Origin of the sequence: Pseudomonas sp. MF5691 (assembly GCF_016405645.1) — a bacterium.
In the GTDB taxonomy this organism is placed as follows: domain Bacteria; phylum Pseudomonadota; class Gammaproteobacteria; order Pseudomonadales; family Pseudomonadaceae; genus Aquipseudomonas; species Aquipseudomonas shahriarae.
Genome location: NZ_JAEKDC010000002.1, coordinates 418,597 through 437,759, shown reverse-complemented (window position 1 = coordinate 437,759; position 19,163 = coordinate 418,597). Strand labels below are relative to the sequence as shown.

The 19,163-nt window shown below is 63.3% G+C and carries 20 protein-coding genes; 5 read left to right on the top strand and 15 right to left on the bottom strand.

What is annotated here, in order from left to right; all coding sequences use genetic code 11:
* Window positions 1-3: 3 nt before the first annotated feature.
* The 13 genes from JFT44_RS04730 to aspA form a co-directional block, all read right to left on the bottom strand.
* A complete protein-coding gene (locus JFT44_RS04730; RefSeq protein WP_115129304.1) occupies window positions 4-969 on the bottom strand; it encodes a VOC family protein in 966 nt (321 codons plus the stop codon).
* A complete protein-coding gene (locus JFT44_RS04725) occupies window positions 969-2,462 on the bottom strand; it encodes an aldehyde dehydrogenase (RefSeq protein ID WP_057440552.1) in 1,494 nt (497 codons plus the stop codon). The genes JFT44_RS04730 and JFT44_RS04725 overlap by 1 nt, the downstream gene beginning before the upstream one ends.
* Before the next feature lie 10 nt (window positions 2,463-2,472).
* Window positions 2,473-3,276: an aspartate dehydrogenase gene (locus JFT44_RS04720; protein WP_057444232.1), complete on the bottom strand. Its 804-nt coding sequence runs from the start codon at window positions 3,274-3,276 to the stop codon at window positions 2,473-2,475.
* A gap of 10 nt (window positions 3,277-3,286) precedes the next feature.
* Window positions 3,287-4,969 (bottom strand): thiamine pyrophosphate-binding protein, encoded by a 1,683-nt coding sequence (locus tag JFT44_RS04715; RefSeq protein WP_057440551.1) that lies wholly within the window; start codon window positions 4,967-4,969, stop codon window positions 3,287-3,289.
* Window positions 4,962-5,759, bottom strand: coding sequence for an SDR family oxidoreductase (locus tag JFT44_RS04710; protein WP_115129302.1), 798 nt, complete (start codon window positions 5,757-5,759; stop codon window positions 4,962-4,964). The genes JFT44_RS04715 and JFT44_RS04710 overlap by 8 nt, the downstream gene beginning before the upstream one ends.
* A 1-nt stretch (window position 5,760) precedes the next feature.
* The gene (locus JFT44_RS04705) at window positions 5,761-6,594 is read right to left on the bottom strand and encodes an IclR family transcriptional regulator (RefSeq protein WP_057440549.1); all 834 of its coding nucleotides are present in this window, start codon (window positions 6,592-6,594) and stop codon (window positions 5,761-5,763) included.
* On the bottom strand, window positions 6,591-7,469 hold the full coding sequence (locus JFT44_RS04700; RefSeq protein ID WP_057440548.1) for an alpha/beta fold hydrolase: 879 nt from the start codon (window positions 7,467-7,469) through the stop codon (window positions 6,591-6,593). The genes JFT44_RS04705 and JFT44_RS04700 overlap by 4 nt, the downstream gene beginning before the upstream one ends.
* 4 nt (window positions 7,470-7,473) lie before the next feature.
* Window positions 7,474-8,013 (bottom strand): cupin domain-containing protein, encoded by a 540-nt coding sequence (locus JFT44_RS04695; protein ID WP_029289969.1) that lies wholly within the window; start codon window positions 8,011-8,013, stop codon window positions 7,474-7,476.
* 13 nt (window positions 8,014-8,026) lie between these two features.
* Window positions 8,027-8,791, bottom strand: coding sequence for an SDR family oxidoreductase (locus tag JFT44_RS04690; RefSeq protein WP_198830394.1), 765 nt, complete (start codon window positions 8,789-8,791; stop codon window positions 8,027-8,029).
* Window positions 8,791-9,564, bottom strand: a complete 774-nt coding sequence (locus tag JFT44_RS04685; protein WP_057440547.1) for an ABC transporter permease — start codon at window positions 9,562-9,564, stop codon at window positions 8,791-8,793. The genes JFT44_RS04690 and JFT44_RS04685 overlap by 1 nt, the downstream gene beginning before the upstream one ends.
* A gap of 28 nt (window positions 9,565-9,592) precedes the next feature.
* Entirely contained in the window at window positions 9,593-10,585 is a 993-nt protein-coding gene (locus JFT44_RS04680) for an ABC transporter substrate-binding protein (RefSeq protein ID WP_198830393.1), read from the bottom strand.
* 39 nt (window positions 10,586-10,624) lie between these two features.
* Window positions 10,625-11,461, bottom strand: a complete 837-nt coding sequence (locus tag JFT44_RS04675) for an ABC transporter ATP-binding protein (RefSeq protein ID WP_057440627.1) — start codon at window positions 11,459-11,461, stop codon at window positions 10,625-10,627.
* A gap of 458 nt (window positions 11,462-11,919) precedes the next feature.
* On the bottom strand, window positions 11,920-13,344 hold the full coding sequence (aspA, locus tag JFT44_RS04670) for an aspartate ammonia-lyase (protein WP_038444539.1): 1,425 nt from the start codon (window positions 13,342-13,344) through the stop codon (window positions 11,920-11,922).
* Window positions 13,345-13,524: 180 nt separating this feature from the next.
* Here aspA and JFT44_RS04665 point away from each other — a divergent pair, with 180 nt between their 5' ends.
* The 5 genes from JFT44_RS04665 to JFT44_RS04645 all read left to right on the top strand — a co-directional run bounded on the left by JFT44_RS04665 (window position 13,525) and on the right by JFT44_RS04645 (window position 17,311).
* A complete protein-coding gene (locus JFT44_RS04665) occupies window positions 13,525-14,433 on the top strand; it encodes a LysR substrate-binding domain-containing protein (RefSeq protein ID WP_057440625.1) in 909 nt (302 codons plus the stop codon).
* A 327-nt stretch (window positions 14,434-14,760) separates the two neighbouring features.
* Window positions 14,761-15,252: a 5-(carboxyamino)imidazole ribonucleotide mutase gene (gene purE / locus JFT44_RS04660; protein ID WP_057440545.1), complete on the top strand. Its 492-nt coding sequence runs from the start codon at window positions 14,761-14,763 to the stop codon at window positions 15,250-15,252.
* A 12-nt stretch (window positions 15,253-15,264) separates the two neighbouring features.
* The gene (locus JFT44_RS04655) at window positions 15,265-16,350 is read left to right on the top strand and encodes a 5-(carboxyamino)imidazole ribonucleotide synthase (protein WP_057444228.1); all 1,086 of its coding nucleotides are present in this window, start codon (window positions 15,265-15,267) and stop codon (window positions 16,348-16,350) included.
* A 100-nt stretch (window positions 16,351-16,450) separates the two neighbouring features.
* Entirely contained in the window at window positions 16,451-16,696 is a 246-nt protein-coding gene (locus JFT44_RS04650; protein ID WP_029289950.1) for a GlsB/YeaQ/YmgE family stress response membrane protein, read from the top strand.
* 78 nt (window positions 16,697-16,774) lie between these two features.
* Window positions 16,775-17,311 (top strand): DUF3299 domain-containing protein, encoded by a 537-nt coding sequence (locus JFT44_RS04645; RefSeq protein WP_198830392.1) that lies wholly within the window; start codon window positions 16,775-16,777, stop codon window positions 17,309-17,311.
* Between the two features lie 54 nt (window positions 17,312-17,365).
* Here JFT44_RS04645 and JFT44_RS04640 read toward each other — a convergent pair whose 3' ends face one another.
* Window positions 17,366-18,253 (bottom strand): D-hexose-6-phosphate mutarotase, encoded by an 888-nt coding sequence (locus JFT44_RS04640; RefSeq protein WP_128593290.1) that lies wholly within the window; start codon window positions 18,251-18,253, stop codon window positions 17,366-17,368.
* A gap of 57 nt (window positions 18,254-18,310) precedes the next feature.
* A complete protein-coding gene (locus JFT44_RS04635; RefSeq protein WP_003176975.1) occupies window positions 18,311-18,715 on the bottom strand; it encodes an acyl-CoA thioesterase in 405 nt (134 codons plus the stop codon).
* Between the last annotated feature and the right edge of the window lie 448 nt (window positions 18,716-19,163).

Genomic DNA, 19,163 nt, shown 5'->3' with positions numbered 1-19,163 from the left:
TGCTCAGGATTTGGGTTTGTCGGTGAGGAACTTGCCTTGCGGCGCCTCGACGTGTTGTTGGCGCCGGGTATTGCCGTCGATACCGCCGGCAATTGCCCATTCGGCGAACACCGTGGGGCCCGGCTCAAAGGTGCGTGGCTGCCATTCGCCGGTCAGTTGATCTTCGTCGGCGTAGTACTCCACCAGCGCGCCGGCGGGGTTCTTGAAGTACCAGAAAAACGCCGAAGACACCGGGTGACGCCCAGGGCCGATCTCGGTCGGCCAGCCGCTGCGGGACACGTGCATGCCACCGCCAAACACCTCGTGCACATCGCGCACGGTAAAGGCCACATGGTTCAGTCCCGCCCGTGGCGCCGGCAGTTGCAGCATGAACAGGTCGTGGTGGCCACCTTCCTCGGCGGTGCGCAAAAAGGCCCCGCGATCCGGATAGCGGTCCGAGGCCTGGAAGCCGAAACGCTCGTGGTAGAAGGCTTCGCAGGCGTTCACGTCCTTGACGAAAAACACCACGTGACCGACTTCAATCGGCGTGGCGCGCTCGTAGATCGGCGCCGCCTTGTTGATCCGGCCCTTGGTCTGCCAGGTGTTGTGGCCGCTGCACTCGATCTCCAGCTCGCGCTTACGCGTGACTTGCAGGCGGATCGCTAGGCCGTTGGGGTCGGTGCAGCCGATGCGCCCGTTGCCTTCGACAAACCCCGGGTCGTTGGCGATGCGTTCGGCGTACAGCGCAAGGTCCGCCGCGTCGGCCACGCCCCACACCACTTCACGCACGGTGGAGCCGGCCTCGATGGCGGGCGGCAGGCCGGGTTTGTTCAGGTCGGCGAGCACTACGCGGCAGCCATTGAGGGTCTCGAAGATCACCTCATCGGGTTGCGTGCTGACCTGGGTCAGGCCCCAGTCGCTGAAAAAACGCACGCAGGTGTCGAGGTCCTCGACGCCATAGGTGACTTCATCAATACCTAAAACGCTCATCACGCTACCTCGTGTGGCACACCGGCCCAGGCCAGTGGCTGTTGGTTCATGCCCCAGTAGAGGCTCTTCTGTTCCATGTATTGCAGGATCCCCAGGCGGCCTTTTTCGCGGCCCAGGCCGCTGTCGCGCCAACCGCCGAACGGTGTGGAAATCGAGAACTGTTTGTAGGTGTTGATCCACACGGTGCCGGCCTGCAAGCGCCGGCCCAGGGCCCAGGCGCGCTTGTAGTCGCGGGTCCAGATGCCTGCCGCGAGGGCGTACAGGCTGTCGTTGGCCTGCTCCAGCAATTGCTCTTCGTCGTCGAAGGGCATGGCCACCAGCACCGGGCCGAAGATTTCTTCCTGGCATACCTGTTGTTGGTTGTGCAGGCCCTCAAGGATGGTCGGCGGGTAGAAGTAGCCCTGGTCATACAGGCCACCGCTGGGGCGCTGCCCGCCCAGGCGCAGGCGCCCGCCTTCGGCCAGGCCGAGGGCGACATAACGTTCCACCGATTCACGATGGCCGGCGCTGATCAGCGGGCCCATCTGCGTGTTTTCGTCGGCCGGGTCGCCCATGCGCAGGTTCGCGGCGGCGGCTACCAGGCGTTGCATAAAGGGCTCGTACAGGGCGCGCGCGACAAACAGCCGCGAGCCGGCAATACAGGCCTCGCCCGAGGAGCTGAAAATGCCGTAGAGCACGCCCGCCACTGCGTGGTCGAGGTCGGCGTCATCAAGGACGATGGTCGGCGACTTGCCGCCCAGCTCCAAAGACACCGGCATCATCTTGTCGGCGGCGATATGGGCGATGTGCTTGCCAGTGCGGGTGCCGCCGGTGAACGACACGCGCTTGACCAGCGGGTGGCGGGTCAGGGCGTCGCCCAGCAGCGAGCCCTTGCCGGGCAGCACGCTGATCAGGCCCTTGGGCAGGCCGGCCTCTTCGCACAGACTGGCCAGACGCAGGGCCAGCAGCGGGGTGATTTCCGCCGGTTTGATCACCACCGCATTGCCCGCCGCCAGGGCTGGCGCGACCTTCTGCGCCTCGCTGGCAATCGGTGAGTTCCACGGGGTGATCGCGGCGACCACGCCCATCGGCTCATACACGCTCATGCTGACGAAATCACCGCGCGACGGGGTGATGGTTTCTTCCAGGGTTTCGCAGGCGGCGGCGAAGAACTGGAAAGTGCCGGCCGCACTGGCCACCAGCGCACGGGTTTCATTGATCGGCTTGCCGTTGTCCTGGCGTTGCAGCTGCGCCAGTTCCTCACTGTGCAGGCGGATCAGCTCGGCGATGCGGTACAGCACACCGGCCCGCTCATGGGGTTTGCGCTGGGCCCAGCCGCTGTGCAGGAAGGCCTGGTGCGCGCCCTGGATGGCGTCTTCCACATCCTGCAAATCGGCAGCGTTAAGCCAGGCCACGGCCTCGCCAGTGGCCGGGTAGCGGCTGGCGTAGCGCTCGCCACGGCCCAGGCGCCAGTGGCCGGCGATGCAGATCGGTAAAGTCTGTTCGAGGGTCATCGACGGGCTCCTAAATTGAGATGGCATGGGCGTGGTTGCCCAAGGCACGGACCACGCTGTACACGGTCAGCGCCGAGGTCTTGGGGTTGGCCAAAAGCGGCTTGCCGCGCAGGCTCAACTCGAAACGGCCAAAGGCGCCACGGGCTTCGAAGTGGTGGACGTTTTCGTCGCTGTGGGGGTCGGCGATCAGCGTGACGTGGGTGCGATCCAGGCCCAGCCCGGCCAGGGACAGGGTGGCCGCAACGTTGGCGTTTTTCGGGTACAGCCGTGCGGCCTCACGGGCACTGCCCTGGAAGATCACCGTGGCTTCGCGGATGCTGTCCAGGTCGCAAGCCTGCTCGCCGGGAGTGTTCTTCCAGGCGCGGGCTGGCTTGCGCCCGGTGTAGTTGACTGAGTCCAGGCCGCCGACCTTGGCCGCCGACAACGCATCAATACCGCCAATCGCCCCGGGCAGCAGCTCGATGCGGGTCTTGCCGCGCTCGGCGGCGGCCTCCAGGCGTTCCACCAGGCCCACTTCGGACAAGGCGCCGACCGACACAATCAGGCAGGCAATCCCACGCTCCAGGGCCGGCAGCACATGCTCTTCGATGGCGCGGTGGCCGGCGCACTCCACCAGCAAATCCGGGCGCGTATCGGCCGGCAAGGCGGTCAGCACCTGCGGCGGTTGTTTGAAACTGGCCAGGCGCTGGCGCACCAGGGCTTCGGAGCCCTCGGAAGCGATGACGTAATCCACGCACAACTGCGGATCGTTCTCCAGCAGCTCCAGCACGCCGACGCCAATGGCGCCGCAGCCGATCATGGTGATATGCAACATGCGACGATCCTCAGGCGGTGGCCTTCTGGGCTTTGGTTTCGCTGTTGGGCGGGCCGGCGAACTGGGTGGCGAAGTTGCCCACGCTGAGCATGTCCACTTCCAGCAGGAACGGGCCGGGCTGGCTCAAGGCGCTGTCAACCACCTTGCCGAAATCCTTGAGGTCGGTGACCAGGCCATGGCGCAGGCCCATGGATTCGGCGAGCTTGGTGTAGTCCGGGGTGTGCAGGTCGACATAGCAATGCCGGCTGCCGTAGACCGCGTCCTGGATATTGCGGATCACCCCGTAGCGCTGGTCGTTCATCAGCAGAATCACCAGGTTGGCGCGCTCCTGGACCAGGGTCGCCAGCTCACCCAGGTTGAGGATGAAACCGCCATCGCCCGCCAGGGCAAACACCTTGCGCTCGGGCGCGGTTTCAGCGGCTGCCACCGCGGCACCGATGCCCATCGCCAGGCCCTGGCCAATACCGCCGCCCAAGGCGTGAACCCCGGCGCGTGGGTGGTACAGGTTGAGCAGGCGGTTGCCCCAGATGCTGTTGGACAGGGTCACATCGCGCACCCAGGAGAAGTTGCGCCCGGTGCTGGCCTGCAATTGCTCGACCATCGCCGAGTACGGGCCCAGGTCCGCCACCAGTTGGCTGCGCGACTGTTCACGCACGGCCTTGAGTTCGGCGAGGAACTGCGGGTCGGTGTGCAGGCGGCCTTCCAGGCGGTCAGCCAACCCTTCCAGGGCCAGGGCCGCGTCGCCGCAGATAAACAGTTCGCTGGCATAGCTGCGGCCTTCGATGGCCGGGTTGGCGTCGATGCGCAGCGTGTTCTGCGGCAGCTTGAGCGCGTACTTGAAGGTCTCATTGCTGCGCAGGCGCGACCCGGCGATCAGCAGTGCATCGCAGGTTTGCAGGAACTGCTCGACCCGCTTGTTCTGCGAAAAGGCCCCCAGGCAACGTTCGTCGTCTTCGTTAACCACGCCGCGACCCTGGGTCGAGGTGATCACCCCCACGCCCATCGCCAGCAGGCGCTTGACCTGCGCCCCGGCATGCCGCGCGCCGCCGCCGAGCCAGAGCATCGGGCGTTTGGCACTGGCCAGGCGCGCGGCCACCAGGTCGAGGGCTTCCGGTGCCGGCACAGCGACTGGGATCGGCAGTGGCGACAGGTCGGTGGGCATTGGGATAAAGGCCGACTGGATGTCGATCGGGATCTCGACGCTGACCGGGCCGGTGGGCGCGGTCAGCGCGGTCTGCACCGCGAGCTTCAGGGTACTGATGGCGGTCTCGACGCTGCGCACGCGGAAGGCCGCCTTGGACACGGCCTTGAGCATGTTCAACTGGTCGCGGGCTTCGTGGATATACGCCAGTTCCTGGTCCAGGTACGGCGTCTCGATCTGCCCGGTGATGTGCAGCACCGGGGTGCCGGCAGTCTGCGCTTCAACCATGGCCCCAGCCGCATTGCCGGCGGCAGTGCCGGTGGAGGTCAGGCACACGCCCAGGCCACCGGTGGTGCGGGCATAGGCGTCGGCCATGTTGGCGGCGCCGGCTTCACCCCGGGCCATGACAAAGCGGATATTGCCGCGCACGGCGAAGGCATCGAGGATCGGCATGTTGTGGATCGAGATCACGCCAAACGCGGCCTTGACGTCGCATTGTTCGAGAAAGGCGGTGATGGCAGCGCCCACGGTGACAGTGTTTTCATTACGCATGGCGGGACAGGCCTCCAGAGACATCGATATGGCTGCCTGTGGTGTAAGCCGACAGAGGCGAGGCCAGAAACAGGATCGCGCGGGCCGCTTCAATCGGCAGGCCCAGGCGCCCCAGGGGAATATGTTTTTGTTGGGCCAGGCGGGCGGTCCATTGCGCCCAGTCGAGGTCGCGTTCTTCACGCGCTTCGAAGCGGCGGCGCCATTGCCCGGACTCCACCAGGCCAATCAGGATGCCGTTGACGCGGATGCCTTGCGGGGCGAATTCGGTGGCCATCGAGCGCACCAGGTTCTTGATCCCGGCGCGGGCAGCGGAGGTGGCGACCATGTGCGGTTCCGGCTGGCTGGCCAGCAGTGAGTTGACGCAGACAATCGCGGCGTCGGCCTGGCTTTGCAGCTGCGGCGTGAAGGCGCGGACCGGGTTGATCACCGAAAAAAACTTCAGGTGCAGCTCTTCGGTCCAGGCGCTGTCGGTGGTGTCGGCAAAGGTCGAGACCCGGCCTTGCCCGGCGTTGTTGATCAGCACGCTGGCGGCGCCCAGCGCGGCCTGGCTGGCGCTGGCAAAGGCGTTGACCGATTCGCCATCGAGCACATCGCACACCTGGGCCAGCAGTTGGCCTTGCGGGAAACGTTGGCGCAGGTCGCTTTCGGCACGGCGCAGGCGTTCTGCATCGCGGCCGCAAAACGCAACGGCCGCACCGGCTTCCAGCAGCAGTTCGACGCATGCCAGGCCAATGCCCGAGGAGCCTCCGGTGACGATTGCGGTGCGGCCCTGCAATGAATAAAGGCTCATCTCAATCTCTCATCAAGGCAGTGACGCGGGGCTGCCCGCTGTGGGCGCCGCCGTTGTAGTTGAGCAGGCGCGACAGCTCGTCGGCGCTGCGCCGCACTTGGTTCAGCAGCTCCTCAAAATTCACATGACCGATCTGCGTGGTCGGGATGGTCACGCCGAGGGCGGCCACGATGTCGCCGCTCTGGTCGCGCACGGGCGCGGCCACTGTGGAAATCGCCGACTCAAAGAACCCTTCGCCGCTGACAAAGCCGCGCTGGCGGTCGGCCTGGAGCATGTCGAACAGCTCCATCACGGTTTTCGGGGTGCAGTGGGAGTGCTGTTCCAGGTGCTCCTCGGGGTACAGCTCGCGCAGTTCGGCCAGTGACAGGTCTTCGAGGAGGATGCGCCCCAGCACCGTGGCATGGGCCGGCAGGCGGGTGCCGACGTTGACCGCGTTGGAGAACACCGAAGGCGGCGACACCTTGGCCACGTACACGATGGAACGCCCGTCGCGCACCACCAGGTTGCTCGGGTAGTTAACCCGGTCGCACAAACGGGCCAGCAGTGGCTGGCCGAGTTCGGTCAGCTCCAGCGACGCCAGGTACTCGAAGCCCAGGCGCAGCACCGACATGCCCAGGCGGTATTCGTTGCCGCTGCGGGTGACGAAGCCCATGGTTTCCAGGGTGGTCAGCAAGCGGAAAATCGTCGAGCGCGGCAGCGCCAGGCGCCGCGCCAGTTCCGGCGCGGTCAGGGTCCGGTTGCGCCGGCTGAACTCGCAGAGCAGCAACAAGCCGCGCTCCAGGCCCGGCACGATGTATTTGTCCTGAGCATCCTTCAGCAGATCTGAGTCGTTCATAGGGTTCTACCTGTCAGGGATTGTTTGAGGGCGTAGGCCAGGCGACCGGCAACCACCAGCGGTTGTTCGATGGGGCTGGCATGGCCTGCGTCGGCGATCAGGTTGAAGCTGGCACCCAGGGCCTTGGCCACGCCCAGGCAGGTGTCGGGTGGGGTGATGCTGTCGGCTTCGCCGCAATGCACCTCGCAGGGCATTGCAGGTTGGCCGTGGCGCAGCAAGTCGTCGCCGCACAGCAGTTCGATGGCCTGGCGATAGCCCAGCGGGTTCAGGCGGGCCATGTTCCAGTGCACCCAGGCCAACGCTTGGGGCTGGGCACTGGGCGAGAGCATGTGGGCGCTGCGCTGCTCGGCCAGCCCGGCGATGCCCAGGCGTTGCAGGTTGTCCAGGCGTTGCTGGCGCACTTGCTGGCGCTGCGCGTTGCGCTCGGGCGCGCCATAGCCACGAGCGGGGCTGATCAGTACCAGGCGGCTCACGCGTCTGGCCTGGGCACTGCGGGCCAAGGCCAGGGCGGTCAGTGCGCCCAGGGAATGGCCGACCAGCACGCACTCGTCCACCTCCAGCGCATCGAGCATCTGCACCAGGCGCGCGGCGTATTGCTCGGCCTTGGGTACTTGCGATTCCAGGGGGCTGGAGTCGCCATAGCCGGGCGCGTCCCAGGCGATGACCCGCGCCTGGGCCGCCAGATGTTGTGCCACCTGCAGCCAGGACGCCGCGCCCGAGCCGATGCCGTGCAGCAACACCACTGCCGGTCCCGTGCCGCATACCCGCAGGGCCTGCTGACCACCTGCTGACGCGACCCGTTGCTGGGGGAAATCGCGCTGCAGTTGGGCTTGCAGGTCAGCCGTCGAAGCGGCGTGCGTGAGTCCTGGCAACATGGGCTTACCCGCGCTTGATCGAGGCCAGAGGGTGCTCTGGCGGATAGGTCGGGGTGATCGGTTTTTTCGCGCCGAGCATCACGCACATCAGCGCGTCTTCATCGCCGATGTTGATTTCTTCGCGGTACACGCCGGGCGGCACGGAAATCACGTCGCGGTCGGTGAGGATGGTCTCGAAGCGCTCGCCGTCCTTTTCCAGCACCACCTTGAGTTTGCCGCGCAGCACGAAAAACACTTCTTCGACGTCAATGTGCAGGTGCGGCGGGCCTTCATGGCCAGCCGGGATGACCATGGTGGAAAAGGTGAAGTGCTCCGACGGGATGGTGTTCATGTCGGTGCTGATGCCAGTGCCGCCCGTGCCGATGTAGCGCATTTGCGCGCGGCGGAACTTGGGGTCGTAGTCAGCCTGGAACTTCAGGGCATCCCAGTCGTACTTGCGCGTCTCGTAACGGGCGATGCGCGTGCTCATCCAGCTTTCCAGGCTGGCGCCGGCAGGGCGGTCCCAGCTTTTCGGGGTGTCGTTTTGGGCAGATAGATCAGTCATGACAGTCTCCAGATCAAGGCATGACGAACCCGCCGTTGACCGGCAGGGTTTGTCCAGTGATAAAGCGGGCAAGGTCGGACAGCGCGAACAGCACGGCGCCGCTGACGTCTTCGGGCAATTGCGGGCGTTGCAGGGCCCGTTGGTCGTTGTACAAACGGTGGCGCGCCTCGGGCACGTAGGCGGTGGCTTCCACCAGCACCAGGCCGGGGGCGATGGCGTTGACGGTGATGTTGTCGCTGCCCAGCTCTCGCGCCAGGCTGCGGGTCATGGCGATGATCGCGCCCTTGCTGGCGACATAGGCCAACAGGTTCGGCGCGCCCCACAGCGGAGTGTCCGAGGCCAGGTTGACGATGGCGCCCTGGCCGCTGGCGCGCAGGGCCGGCAGGCAGGCGGTGGTCATCAGCCAGGTGCCGCGCACGTTGACCTGCATCACCTGGTCCCAGGTGTCGATGCTCAATGCTTCGCAGCCCTTGCCGCCGGAGTTGGTGATCGAGGCGTTGTTCACCAAGCCATCGAGGCCGCCCAGCAGGCTGATCGTCGCGTCGACACAGGCCTGGATCGACGGGGGTTGGGCCAGGTCGACGGTGACGGCCTGCACATCCAGGCCCAGCGCCCGCAACTCACCGGCGGCCTGCTGCACACGTTCGTGCAGCACATCGGCAATCACCACTCGGGCACCGGCCTGGCCGATGGCCTGGGCAAAGGCATAGCCCAGGCCACGGGCGCCACCGGTGACCAGCACGCGACGGCCTGCAAGCAAAAGGTCATGGCGGCTCATCATTGGGTGCTCAACATGGCTTTGGGCATGTAGTGCAGGACGCGTTTTTCCGCCCACACCACTGCGCCGTAGGCGATCACCCCAATCAGGGTCAGCGCGACAATGGCGACGAACACCCCGGCGGTATTGCCCTGGCCCTCGGCGTCCACCAGCAAAAAGCCCAGGCCCTGGTTGCCGCCGACCAGTTCACCGACGGTGACGCCGATCACGGCCAGGGTCGAGGCAATGCGCAGGCCGGAAAACAGTGCGGCCATGGCCGAGGGGAACTCCACCAGGCGGAAGATCTGCCAGCGGTTGGCGTTCATGGTGCGTACCAGGTTGATCATGTCCGGGTCGACGGTGCGTATCGCCGAGAGCACGTTGATCATCACCGGGAAAAACACGATCAGGATCGCGATCAGAATCTTCGGGTAGATGGTGTAGCCCAGCCACATCACGAACAGCGGCGCGAAGGCGACTTTCGGCGCGATCTGCAAGGCCAGGATGTACGGCGACAACATGGCCTCGGCAGCCGGCGACAGGCCCAGCGAGACACCGATCACCACCCCCAGCAGGGCGCCGAGGGCGAAGCCGACAACGATCTCCAGCGCGGTGATCAGGGTGTGTTGCAGCAGGCCGCCGGTCTGCCACATCACCAGGCCTTCCTGGGCTACGCGGCTGAGTTTGGGCATGACGAACTCGGGCATGCCGAGCAGGCCGGGGCCCCATTGCCAGAGGACCAGGAACAGGATCAGCAGCGCGACGCTACCGAGCACGGAGTTATTGTTTTTCATCGTGTACGTACCTCAATGTCCCGGTGGTTCACTGTGCGGCGACCGGGCTGTCGACGAATTGGTTGGTGAAGAGGTCTTCAAGCGGAGTCGCCTGGGTGACGATGCCTTCGCTGACATAGAACTGCAGGACCTTGTCCAGGTGCTGCGGATCGATGTGCCCGAGCACGGCCTGCTTGGCGTAGACGTGTTCGACGTAGAGCTTGAAGATCTTCTCCAGCGAGTCCTCCTTGCCGGCATACGCCGGTACCGCCTTGGCGAAGGTCACGGCAGCGGCGCGCGGGTCCTGGATGATGTCGCGCATGCCTTGCAGGGTGCCCTGGATCACGCCGCGCACGAGCTTGGGCTGGTTCTTGATGGCGTCGTCGGAAGCGAGAATCGCCTGGGCCATGCTTTCGAAGATCTGGTCCTGGGGAATCAACTTGATCTGCACCCCGGCTTCCTCGGCATTGATCACCCAGTCCGGCACCCCGGCCATGGCCTGGGCCTTGTTGGCGGAGAACAACTGCCAGACGCCGGCGGGGCCGGCGGCCTGGATGTTCACGTCGTTCTTGCCCAGCCCGGCTTTGCGCAGCGAAGCGAGCAGGGCGTAGTAGGTGGTGTCGGAGTACGACATCACCGTCATGGTCTTGCCCTTGAGGTCGCTGATGCGGTTGATGTTGTCCTTGGCGTTGGTGGCGATCATCGTCACGCCGCCGTCGCCCAGCACCGCCACGGCGCGTACCGGGATGCCATTGGCCCGCACCACGATAGGCGTGTCACCGATGGCCCCGCCGATCAACGCGTTACCGGCGCCGATCTGCTTGGCCACATCCACGCCACCTTTGGCGGCGATGAACGTCAAGTCCAGGTCCTGGGCCGTGTAGTAGCCCTTTTCCTTGGCGATGATCCACGGTGCGAACGCGGGCGAGTTGGGCGGCGCCGGCAGCAGGTAGGTGACCTTGGTCGGCTGCGCCTGGGCGGCACAGGCCACACCGAGGCCCAGGCTGAGGGCGCAAAGACGTTGAAACAGAGACTTGAGCATGGGGACTCCGGAATCGGTTGGGGGCCGCAAGGGCGGTGATCAGTGCAGTTCGGTGTCGGCGCCGACCTGGAGCAACTCCATCAGGCGGCCTACCAGCGGGCCGATTTCCGGCAGCTTGCGGCGCTCCAGGGGGTTGTCGCGAAACGGCAGGTCGATGCTGATTTCTTCGATGATCGTGCCGGGGCGGGCGCTCATGACCAGCAAGCGGTCGGACATGGCGATGCCTTCGATCAGGTCGTGGGTGATGAACAGCGCGGTTTTCTTCTCGTCGAAGAGCATCCGTGCCATGTCCTGTTGCAGGATCATCTTGGTCTGGGCATCGAGGGCCGAGAACGGCTCGTCGAGGAACAGCACCTGCGGGTCGATGGCCAGGGTGCGGGCCAGGGCGGCGCGCTGGCGCATGCCACCGGAGAGCTGGAACGGGTAGTGATCGGCGTAGCCATTGAGGTGGCAGCGGTCGAGCAGGTCCAGGGCCACCTTCTGCCGGGTGGCGGCAGGCACGCCCTGGATTTCCAGGCCCAGTTCGACGTTGCGGCGGATGCTGCGCCAGGGCATCAGCAGGTCCTTTTGCAGCATGAACGCGACCTGCGGCACCGGCCCGGTGACCGGCTCGCCACCGACGAACACTTCACCTTCGCTGGGGCGGTACAGACCCGAACCCATGTTCAGGATGGTGCTCTTGCCGCAACCGGAAGGGCCGATGATCGACACCACTTCACCCCGGCGAATCTTGAAGTTCACCTCGCGAATGGCGAAGGGCGCGTCCGCTTTACCCTTGGCCGGGAAACATTTACCGACATTGCGAAATTCAATTTCAGTCGGCTCCAGCTCTTCCCTGAGAGCTTGGTTATTCCATTGGGGCGTCACGGCGTACATCTCTTTCACAGCCATCAGGAAGGTACTCTGGTCTGTTTTATAGGTGATACGCCGTTTAGTGCATGAACAATGCCAGGGGTTTATTTCCTACAGGTTTTTAGTAAATGTCCTTTTATATGAATGACTTGGGGTTAAGTAATTGAAAGTTTGACGTTTCATATATGAAACGTTGGTTCTTATATGGCACGAATTTGCACACTGTTCGGGCATGTAATGGGAAGTTGCGAGAGGTCGGTGCTTTTTCAGGTAACGCGGGGAAGTTAATAAACGGCTTATTTGTTTTATATATAAAACGCAGTTGCGCGCTTCTATATAGGTACTAGTGGGAGCGAGCCAACTCGCTCAGGGGGCAGGCGTTAAAAAAGCAAAAAAAAAGGGCCTGAAGATCGAAATCTTCAAGCCCTCAAAAGGGTGAGAGGTGTCTAGTCCCTCAACCTGGTGAGCGGTGCTACATGCGTTCAGGCCTTCAAAGGCACCAGACGCGGGGCAATCATGTTTTCCGGGCGCAGGATGTCGTCGAGCATGGCGTCGTCGAGCAAGCCTTCTTCGCGCACCAGTTCCAGCACGCCACGGCCGCTTTCAAGGGCGATACGGGCGATGCGGGTGGCGTTTTCATAGCCGATGTACGGGTTCAGCGCGGTGACCAGGCCGATGGAGTGCTCCACCAGTTCGCGGCAGCGTGCTTCGTTGGCGGTGATGCCGACGATGCAGTGTTCGCGCAGCATGTCCATGGCGCGTTGCAGCAGGCGGATCGAGTCGAAGATCTTGAAAGCGATCAGCGGCTCCATCACGTTCAGTTGCAGTTGGCCGCCTTCGGCCGCCATGGTCAGGGCCAGGTCGTTACCGATGACCTGGAAGGCCACCTGGTTCACGGCTTCCGGGATGACCGGGTTGACCTTGCCGGGCATGATCGAGCTGCCTGGCTGACGCGCTGGCAGGTTGATTTCGTTGATCCCGGTACGTGGGCCGCTGGACAGCAGGCGCAGGTCGTTGCAGATCTTCGACAGCTTCACCGCGGTACGCTTGAGCATGCCGGAGAACAGCACGAACGCGCCCATGTCGGAGGTGGCTTCGATCAGGTCGGCCGCCGGTACCAGCGGCTGGCCGCTGATGGTGGCCAGGCGTTGTACGGCCAGGGCCTGGTAACGCGGGTCGGCGTTGATGCCGGTACCGATGGCGGTGCCGCCCAGGTTGACTTCGGTCAGCAGCTCCGGAGCCAGGGTCTTGAGGCGTGCCAGGTCTTCACCCAGGGTCGTGGCGAAGGCGCGGAATTCCTGGCCGAGGGTCATCGGCACGGCGTCTTGCAGTTGGGTGCGGCCCATTTTCAGAACGTGGCCGAACTCGACACCTTTGGCGGCGAACGCCTGGATCAGGCTGTCGAGGCTGGCCAGCAGCGCGTCATGGCCCAACAGCAGACCCAGGCGGATCGCGGTCGGATAGGCGTCGTTGGTCGACTGCGCCATGTTCACGTCGTTGTTGGGGTGCAGGTATTGGTATTCGCCCTTGTTGTGGCCCATGGCCTCCAACGCGATGTTGGCGATGACTTCGTTGGCATTCATGTTGGTTGAAGTGCCAGCGCCGCCTTGAATCATGTCCACCACGAACTCTTCGTGGAAGTCGCCGCGTATCAGGCGGGCACAGGCTTCGCTGATGGCAGCGTGCTTGGCTTCGCTGAGCTGGCCCAACTCGCGGTTGGCATCAGCGGCGGCTTGCTTGACCATTGCCAGACCGACCACCAATTTCGGGTAATGCGAAATCGGAACGCCGGAGAGACGGAAGTTGTTCACCGCTCGCAGGGTCTGGATGCCGTAGTACGCTTGGGCAGGTACTTCGAGTACGCCAAGCAGGTCTTTTTCTGTACGGAATGATGCAGCAGAGGACATGACGGAAATCATCTCGATATGGACCCGGGCTAGGCCGGAACGCTGTGAATGCTAGGCTTGTGGAAATTTTTGGGCCAATGCTATTAAGCGCTGGCCTATGCACAAACGGCATAATGTTGATGTGACCCGGTTATCATGGCGGGCGTGTGTGCCAAAATGGTGCATGCCCTGGAGAATCAGATGAACCTTGAAAGCAAATGGCTGGAAGACTTTAGCGCCCTGGCGGCCACGCGCAGCTTCTCCCAGGCGGCGGAGCGGCGCTTTGTCACCCAGCCGGCCTTCAGTCGACGCATCCGCAGCCTTGAGGCGGCCCTGGGACTGACCCTGGTCAACCGCTCGCGCACGCCCGTCGAGCTGACGGCGGCGGGGCAGTTGTTTTTGGTCACGGCGCGCACGGTGGTCGAGCAACTGGGTGAAGTGCTGCGGCATTTGCATCACCTTGAAGGCGGCCAGGGCGAAGTCATGCAAGTGGCGGCAGCGCACTCCCTGGCGCTGGGTTTTTTCCCACGCTGGATCGCGCAATTGCGCAACGAAGGGCTGAACATCGCCACGCGCCTGGTGGCCACCAACGTCGGCGATGCGGTGCATGCCCTGCGCGAAGGCGGCTGCGACCTGATGTTGGCGTTCTACGACCCGGACGCAGCCATGCAAATGGATCCGGAGATTTTCCCGTCACTGCACTTGGGCAACACTGAAATGCTCCCGGTGTGCGCCGCCGATGCCGATGGCAAGCCGTTGTTCGACCTGGAAGGCGAGGGCAGTGTGCCGCTGCTGGCCTACAGCGCCGGGGCGTTCCTCGGCCGTTCGGTGAACCTGCTGTTGCGCCAGCGCGCGCTGCGCTTTACCACGGTGTATGAAACCGCCATGGCCGACAGCCTGAAAAGCATGGCCCTGGAAGGGTTGGGGATTGCCTGGGTGCCACAGTTGAGCGTGCGCGCCGAACTGGCCCGGGGCGAGCTGGTGGTGTGTGGCGGGCCGCAGTGGCATGTGCCGCTGGAGATTCGCCTGTATCGCTGTGCGTTGGTGCGCAAGGCGAACGTGCGATTGCTGTGGCGCAAGCTGGAAGGTGGGGCGGCGCAGAATAGCTGAGCCCAACACAAACTCAATAAGCACTAGATAGAGAGTTGTGTAGATACCTATGCTGCGATAGCGGTGTATCAGCCGACATTGCAGGCAAGCCAGCTCCCAGAGTATTTCGGGGTGTTTTCGCTGACTCTAAAGTCAATAAAACCGCAGGTTTGAAGCGTAAGACAGATGGTCGGCACAGGGGCTGTTTATCTGCATTATTACGGTATACTGCGCGGCCTTCGGCCGGTCCAACCGGCCTTAATTCGTACAACAAGCCACGCCGGATTTCCCGCGTGGCTTGTTGTTTTTTGACGCGCCTGCGGGCGCCCAGAGAGAAGAGGCACGACGATGAGTGCATTGGTTGGCGTGATCATGGGCTCCAAGTCCGATTGGTCCACCCTTAGCCACACCGCCGATATGCTGGAAAAACTCGGCATTCCGTTTGAAGTGAAGGTGGTTTCCGCCCACCGCACGCCGGACTTGCTGTTCCAGTATGCCGATGAAGCAGAATCCCGTGGCATCGAGGTGATTATCGCCGGTGCCGGTGGCGCAGCCCACCTGCCGGGCATGTGTGCGGCCAAGACCCACTTGCCGGTGCTCGGCGTGCCGGTGCAGTCGTCGATGCTCTCGGGTGTGGATTCGCTGCTGTCCATCGTGCAGATGCCCGCCGGGATTCCGGTGGCCACCCTGGCGATTGGCAAGGCCGGCGCGATCAACGCGGCATTGCTGTCGGCCAGTATCCTGGGCGCCAAGCATCCACAGTTCCACGCGGCCCTGAAGAAATTCCGCGCCGAACAGACTGACAGCGTCCTGGACAATCCAGACCCACGCATCGCCTGAGGTTGTTGATTGATGAAAATCGGTGTAATCGGTGGCGGCCAACTGGGTCGCATGCTGGCCTTGGCGGGTACGCCGCTGGGGATGAACTTCGCGTTTCTTGATCCGGCGCCGGACGCCTGTGCGGCGGCCCTGGGCGAACACCTGCGGGCGGACTACAGCGACCCGGACCACTTGCGCCAATTGGCCGATGAAGTCGATCTGGTGACCTTCGAATTCGAAAGCGTGCCAGCCGAAACCGTGGCGTTTCTGTCGCAATTCGTCCCGGTGTACCCGAGCGCTGAAGCACTGCGCATCGCCCGTGACCGCTGGTTCGAAAAGAGCATGTTCAAGGACCTGGGCATTCCGACTCCGGCCTTCGCCGACATCCAGTCCCAGGCGGACCTGGATGCGGCGGTCGCCAGCATCGGCCTGCCGGCGGTGCTGAAAACCCGCACCCTGGGTTATGACGGCAAGGGCCAGAAAGTCCTGCGTACCGAAGCCGATGTGGTCGGCACGTTCGCCGAACTGGGCAGTGTCGCCTGCCTGCTGGAAGGCTTCGTGCCGTTCACCGGCGAAGTCTCGCTGGTGGCCGTGCGCGCCCGTGATGGCGAAACGCGCTTCTACCCGTTGGTGCACAACACCCACGACAGCGGCATCCTCAAGCTGTCCGTGGCCAGCACCGACCACCCGTTGCAGGCCCTGGCCGAAGACTATTCCAGCCGAGTGCTCAAGCAACTGGATTATGTCGGCGTGATGGCATTCGAGTTCTTTGAAGTCGACGGTGGCCTCAAGGCCAACGAAATTGCCCCGCGCGTGCATAATTCCGGGCACTGGACCACCGAAGGCGCCGAGTGCAGCCAGTTCGAAAACCACCTGCGGGCGGTAGCGGGCTTGCCACTGGGTTCCACGGCCAAGGTGGGCGAGAGCGCGATGCTCAACTTCATTGGCGTGGTGCCGCCGGTAGAGCAGGTCATTGCGATTGATGACTGCCACCTGCATCACTACGGCAAGGCGTTCAAGGCCGGGCGCAAGGTCGGCCACGCCAACCTGCGTTGCAAGGACCGCGCGACACTCGACGCGCAGATCGCCAAGGTCCAGGCGCTGATCGCCGCGCAATAACCCACGGGCTGGCGGGAACCATTGGTGACCGCCATCCTCTGATTGCAGGACGCCAAAGTCTGACTAGGCTTCAGCTAACTTTCATTCAGAGGGAAATGCCATGGGTATCATTGGGACCATCTTTATCGGTTTGATCGTCGGCCTGCTGGCGCGTTTCCTGAAACCAGGCGACGACAGCATGGGCTGGATCATGACCATCCTGCTGGGTATCGCCGGCTCCCTGGCGGCGACCTATGGCGGTCAGGCCCTGGGTATCTACCAGGCAGGTCAGGGTGCAGGTTTCATTGGCGCGCTGGTGGGTGCCATTGTGTTGCTGGTGATCTACGGTCTGCTGAAAAAGAAGTAATTTAGCGACAGGCCCTCTGCGCTGCGCAGGCGCAGAGGGCTAGAATGCCGGCACTGTTCTTATTTGCCGAGCCCCTTCATGCGCCGCCTTCTGTTGACTGCCCTTTTGCTGGGTTCAAGCCTGGCCCACGCCGCTGAGCTTACGGAAACCGACTGGCTGGAACTGATGCCCGAGTCGGACCAGAAGGCTCTCGAACAAATGCCGGATATCGACCACAACTCCCCAGAAGCCCTGGGCACCTTTACCGAAAAGGGTGGCCTGAAACAGAGCAAGGGCTTGCCGGCGGTGATGTATTCGACCAAGACCGTGGCCGCCATGAACGGCAAGCACATCCGTCTTGGCGGTTATCCGGTGCCATTGGAAACCGATGCCAAGGGCCGCAGCACCCTGTTTTTCCTGGTGCCTTACCCGGGCGCCTGCATTCACGTACCGCCGCCGCCGCCCAATCAACTGGTGCTGGTGCGCTATCCCAAAGGCTTGAAGCTGGACGATATCTACACGCCGTTGTGGGTCACTGGCACGTTGAAGGTGGAGACGGTCAACAACGACCTGGCGGATGCAGCGTATGCGCTGGATGCAGGGGTGGTGCGGGTGGTGCAGGAGTCGGACCTGTAACCGGCGCCAAAAATCCCCTTGTGGGAGCAAGCCTGCTCCCACATTCGATTGGGATTACAGGGGCAGGCTGGCGATGCTCACACCCATGGTGTGACTAGCACCCGGTGCCAATGCCACCACATCGTCCAGCACGTTCGCCGTCTCGATGCACAGCATGCCCTGCCAGCCATCGTCGGCCATATCATCGAAAGCCTTGGCCCGTTCGGTCCATGGGTTCCAGATCACGGTCGATTTGGACCCTTCGCTGGTGAGCTGGATCCGGCGTTGCCAGTCTTGATCGACGATGTTCAATTGAGCTGGAGTATCGAGGTAGATACGATCGGTCTCTGCAGCGAAGTGCAGTGCGCCGGCCTGTTGCTTGGTCACCCAGCCGTCGGCGGTATCGATATAGTCCAATCCGTCCAGGCCTTCGACCTGCACCTTGCGCACGTCGCTGACTGCGAAGTAGCTGTGCAGCGCCTGGCTGATGGTCACGGTGTCGGTGCCACGGTTGTGGCTGGTCAGGCGGATATGCAGTTGCTCGTCGAGCAGGATGCTCATTTTCAGATCGACCTGATGCGGCCAATCCGGGAAGCCGCCAGCAGGTGCCGGCAATACCAGCTCAACCCGATTGTCTTCGACGCCGGCCAAGGTCCAGATGGCCGTGCGCGCGAAACCATGGGCGCCGGCCGGCTGATCACTCTGGCGCATCGCCTTGACGCTTTGCGGGTTGCGGTCAAACACACCAAACCACGGCCAGCACACCGGCACACCCGTACGGATACCTTTGCCAGCCTTGAATACGGCCTGGTCGTTGGGCCAGATCACCGGCTTGGCGCCCGCGGGCTGGTAGCTGAAGATGTGCGCGCCTTGTTGGGCCACCAGCACTTCGGCGCCGTTGTGGCGGATGCGCCAGCAGTCCAGCTCATCCATTTTCACGGTTTCAAGGTGGGGCGTAGGCATACAAGGCTCTCTTAGTGACAGGCAATGGGGCAATGGACCGCCAAACCGCCGCGAGGTTTAACGCGCCCGCGACGGAACCGAGCGAGTGCGACCGCTGCCATCAATGGCGACGAACACAAACACCGCCTCGGTGACTTTGCGCCATTCGCTGGACAGCGGGTCATCGCTCCACACTTCGACCATCATCTGGATCGAGCTGCGGCCGATTTCCAGGGCCTGGGTGTAGAAGGACAGCTGCGCGCCCACTGCCACCGGAACCAGGAAGGCCATGCGGTCAATGGCGACGGTAGCCACGCGACCACCGGCGACCTTGCTGGCCATTGCCGTGCCAGCCAGGTCCATCTGCGCCACCAGCCAGCCGCCGAAAATATCGCCGAAACCGTTGGTTTCACGGGGGAGTGCGGTGATTTGCAGGGCGAGATCGCCTTGCGGGATAGGATCTTCTTGTTCGAGTTCGATCATGCCGGGGGTGCCTCTGACCCGTGACTCTTGGACTATGTAATCGGTGAATAGCCGTCTTGGAAAAACGATTCAGCCCCGAACATACTACGTTCGTCACGTTTTTCGAAAGGCGCCTGAAGGGAAACTCTGCGAAATCGGCTGGCCGGTGCCAACGACGTTTTCGCGCAACTTCCACGGATATGCCGGTGCAAGGTGGGCAGTATATCGGTCGATAGCCTGCGCGACGACCGTCCGGCCCTGATTTTGTACATCTATCTGCACGGCTTTACAGGCGTCAAGGAAATGGCCAAAACAGTCATGCAACTTGAGGGGTTTGACCATTGTGCCTTTTGAACTCTGCGCTCCAGTATTTGCTGGCGTTTTCGGTCCCCGATAATAATTCGAAGAGGGAATAGGCGGGCCTTGCAAGGTGGTGACTTTGCGAGTCGGCGCCAGTCGCTGTGCAGGT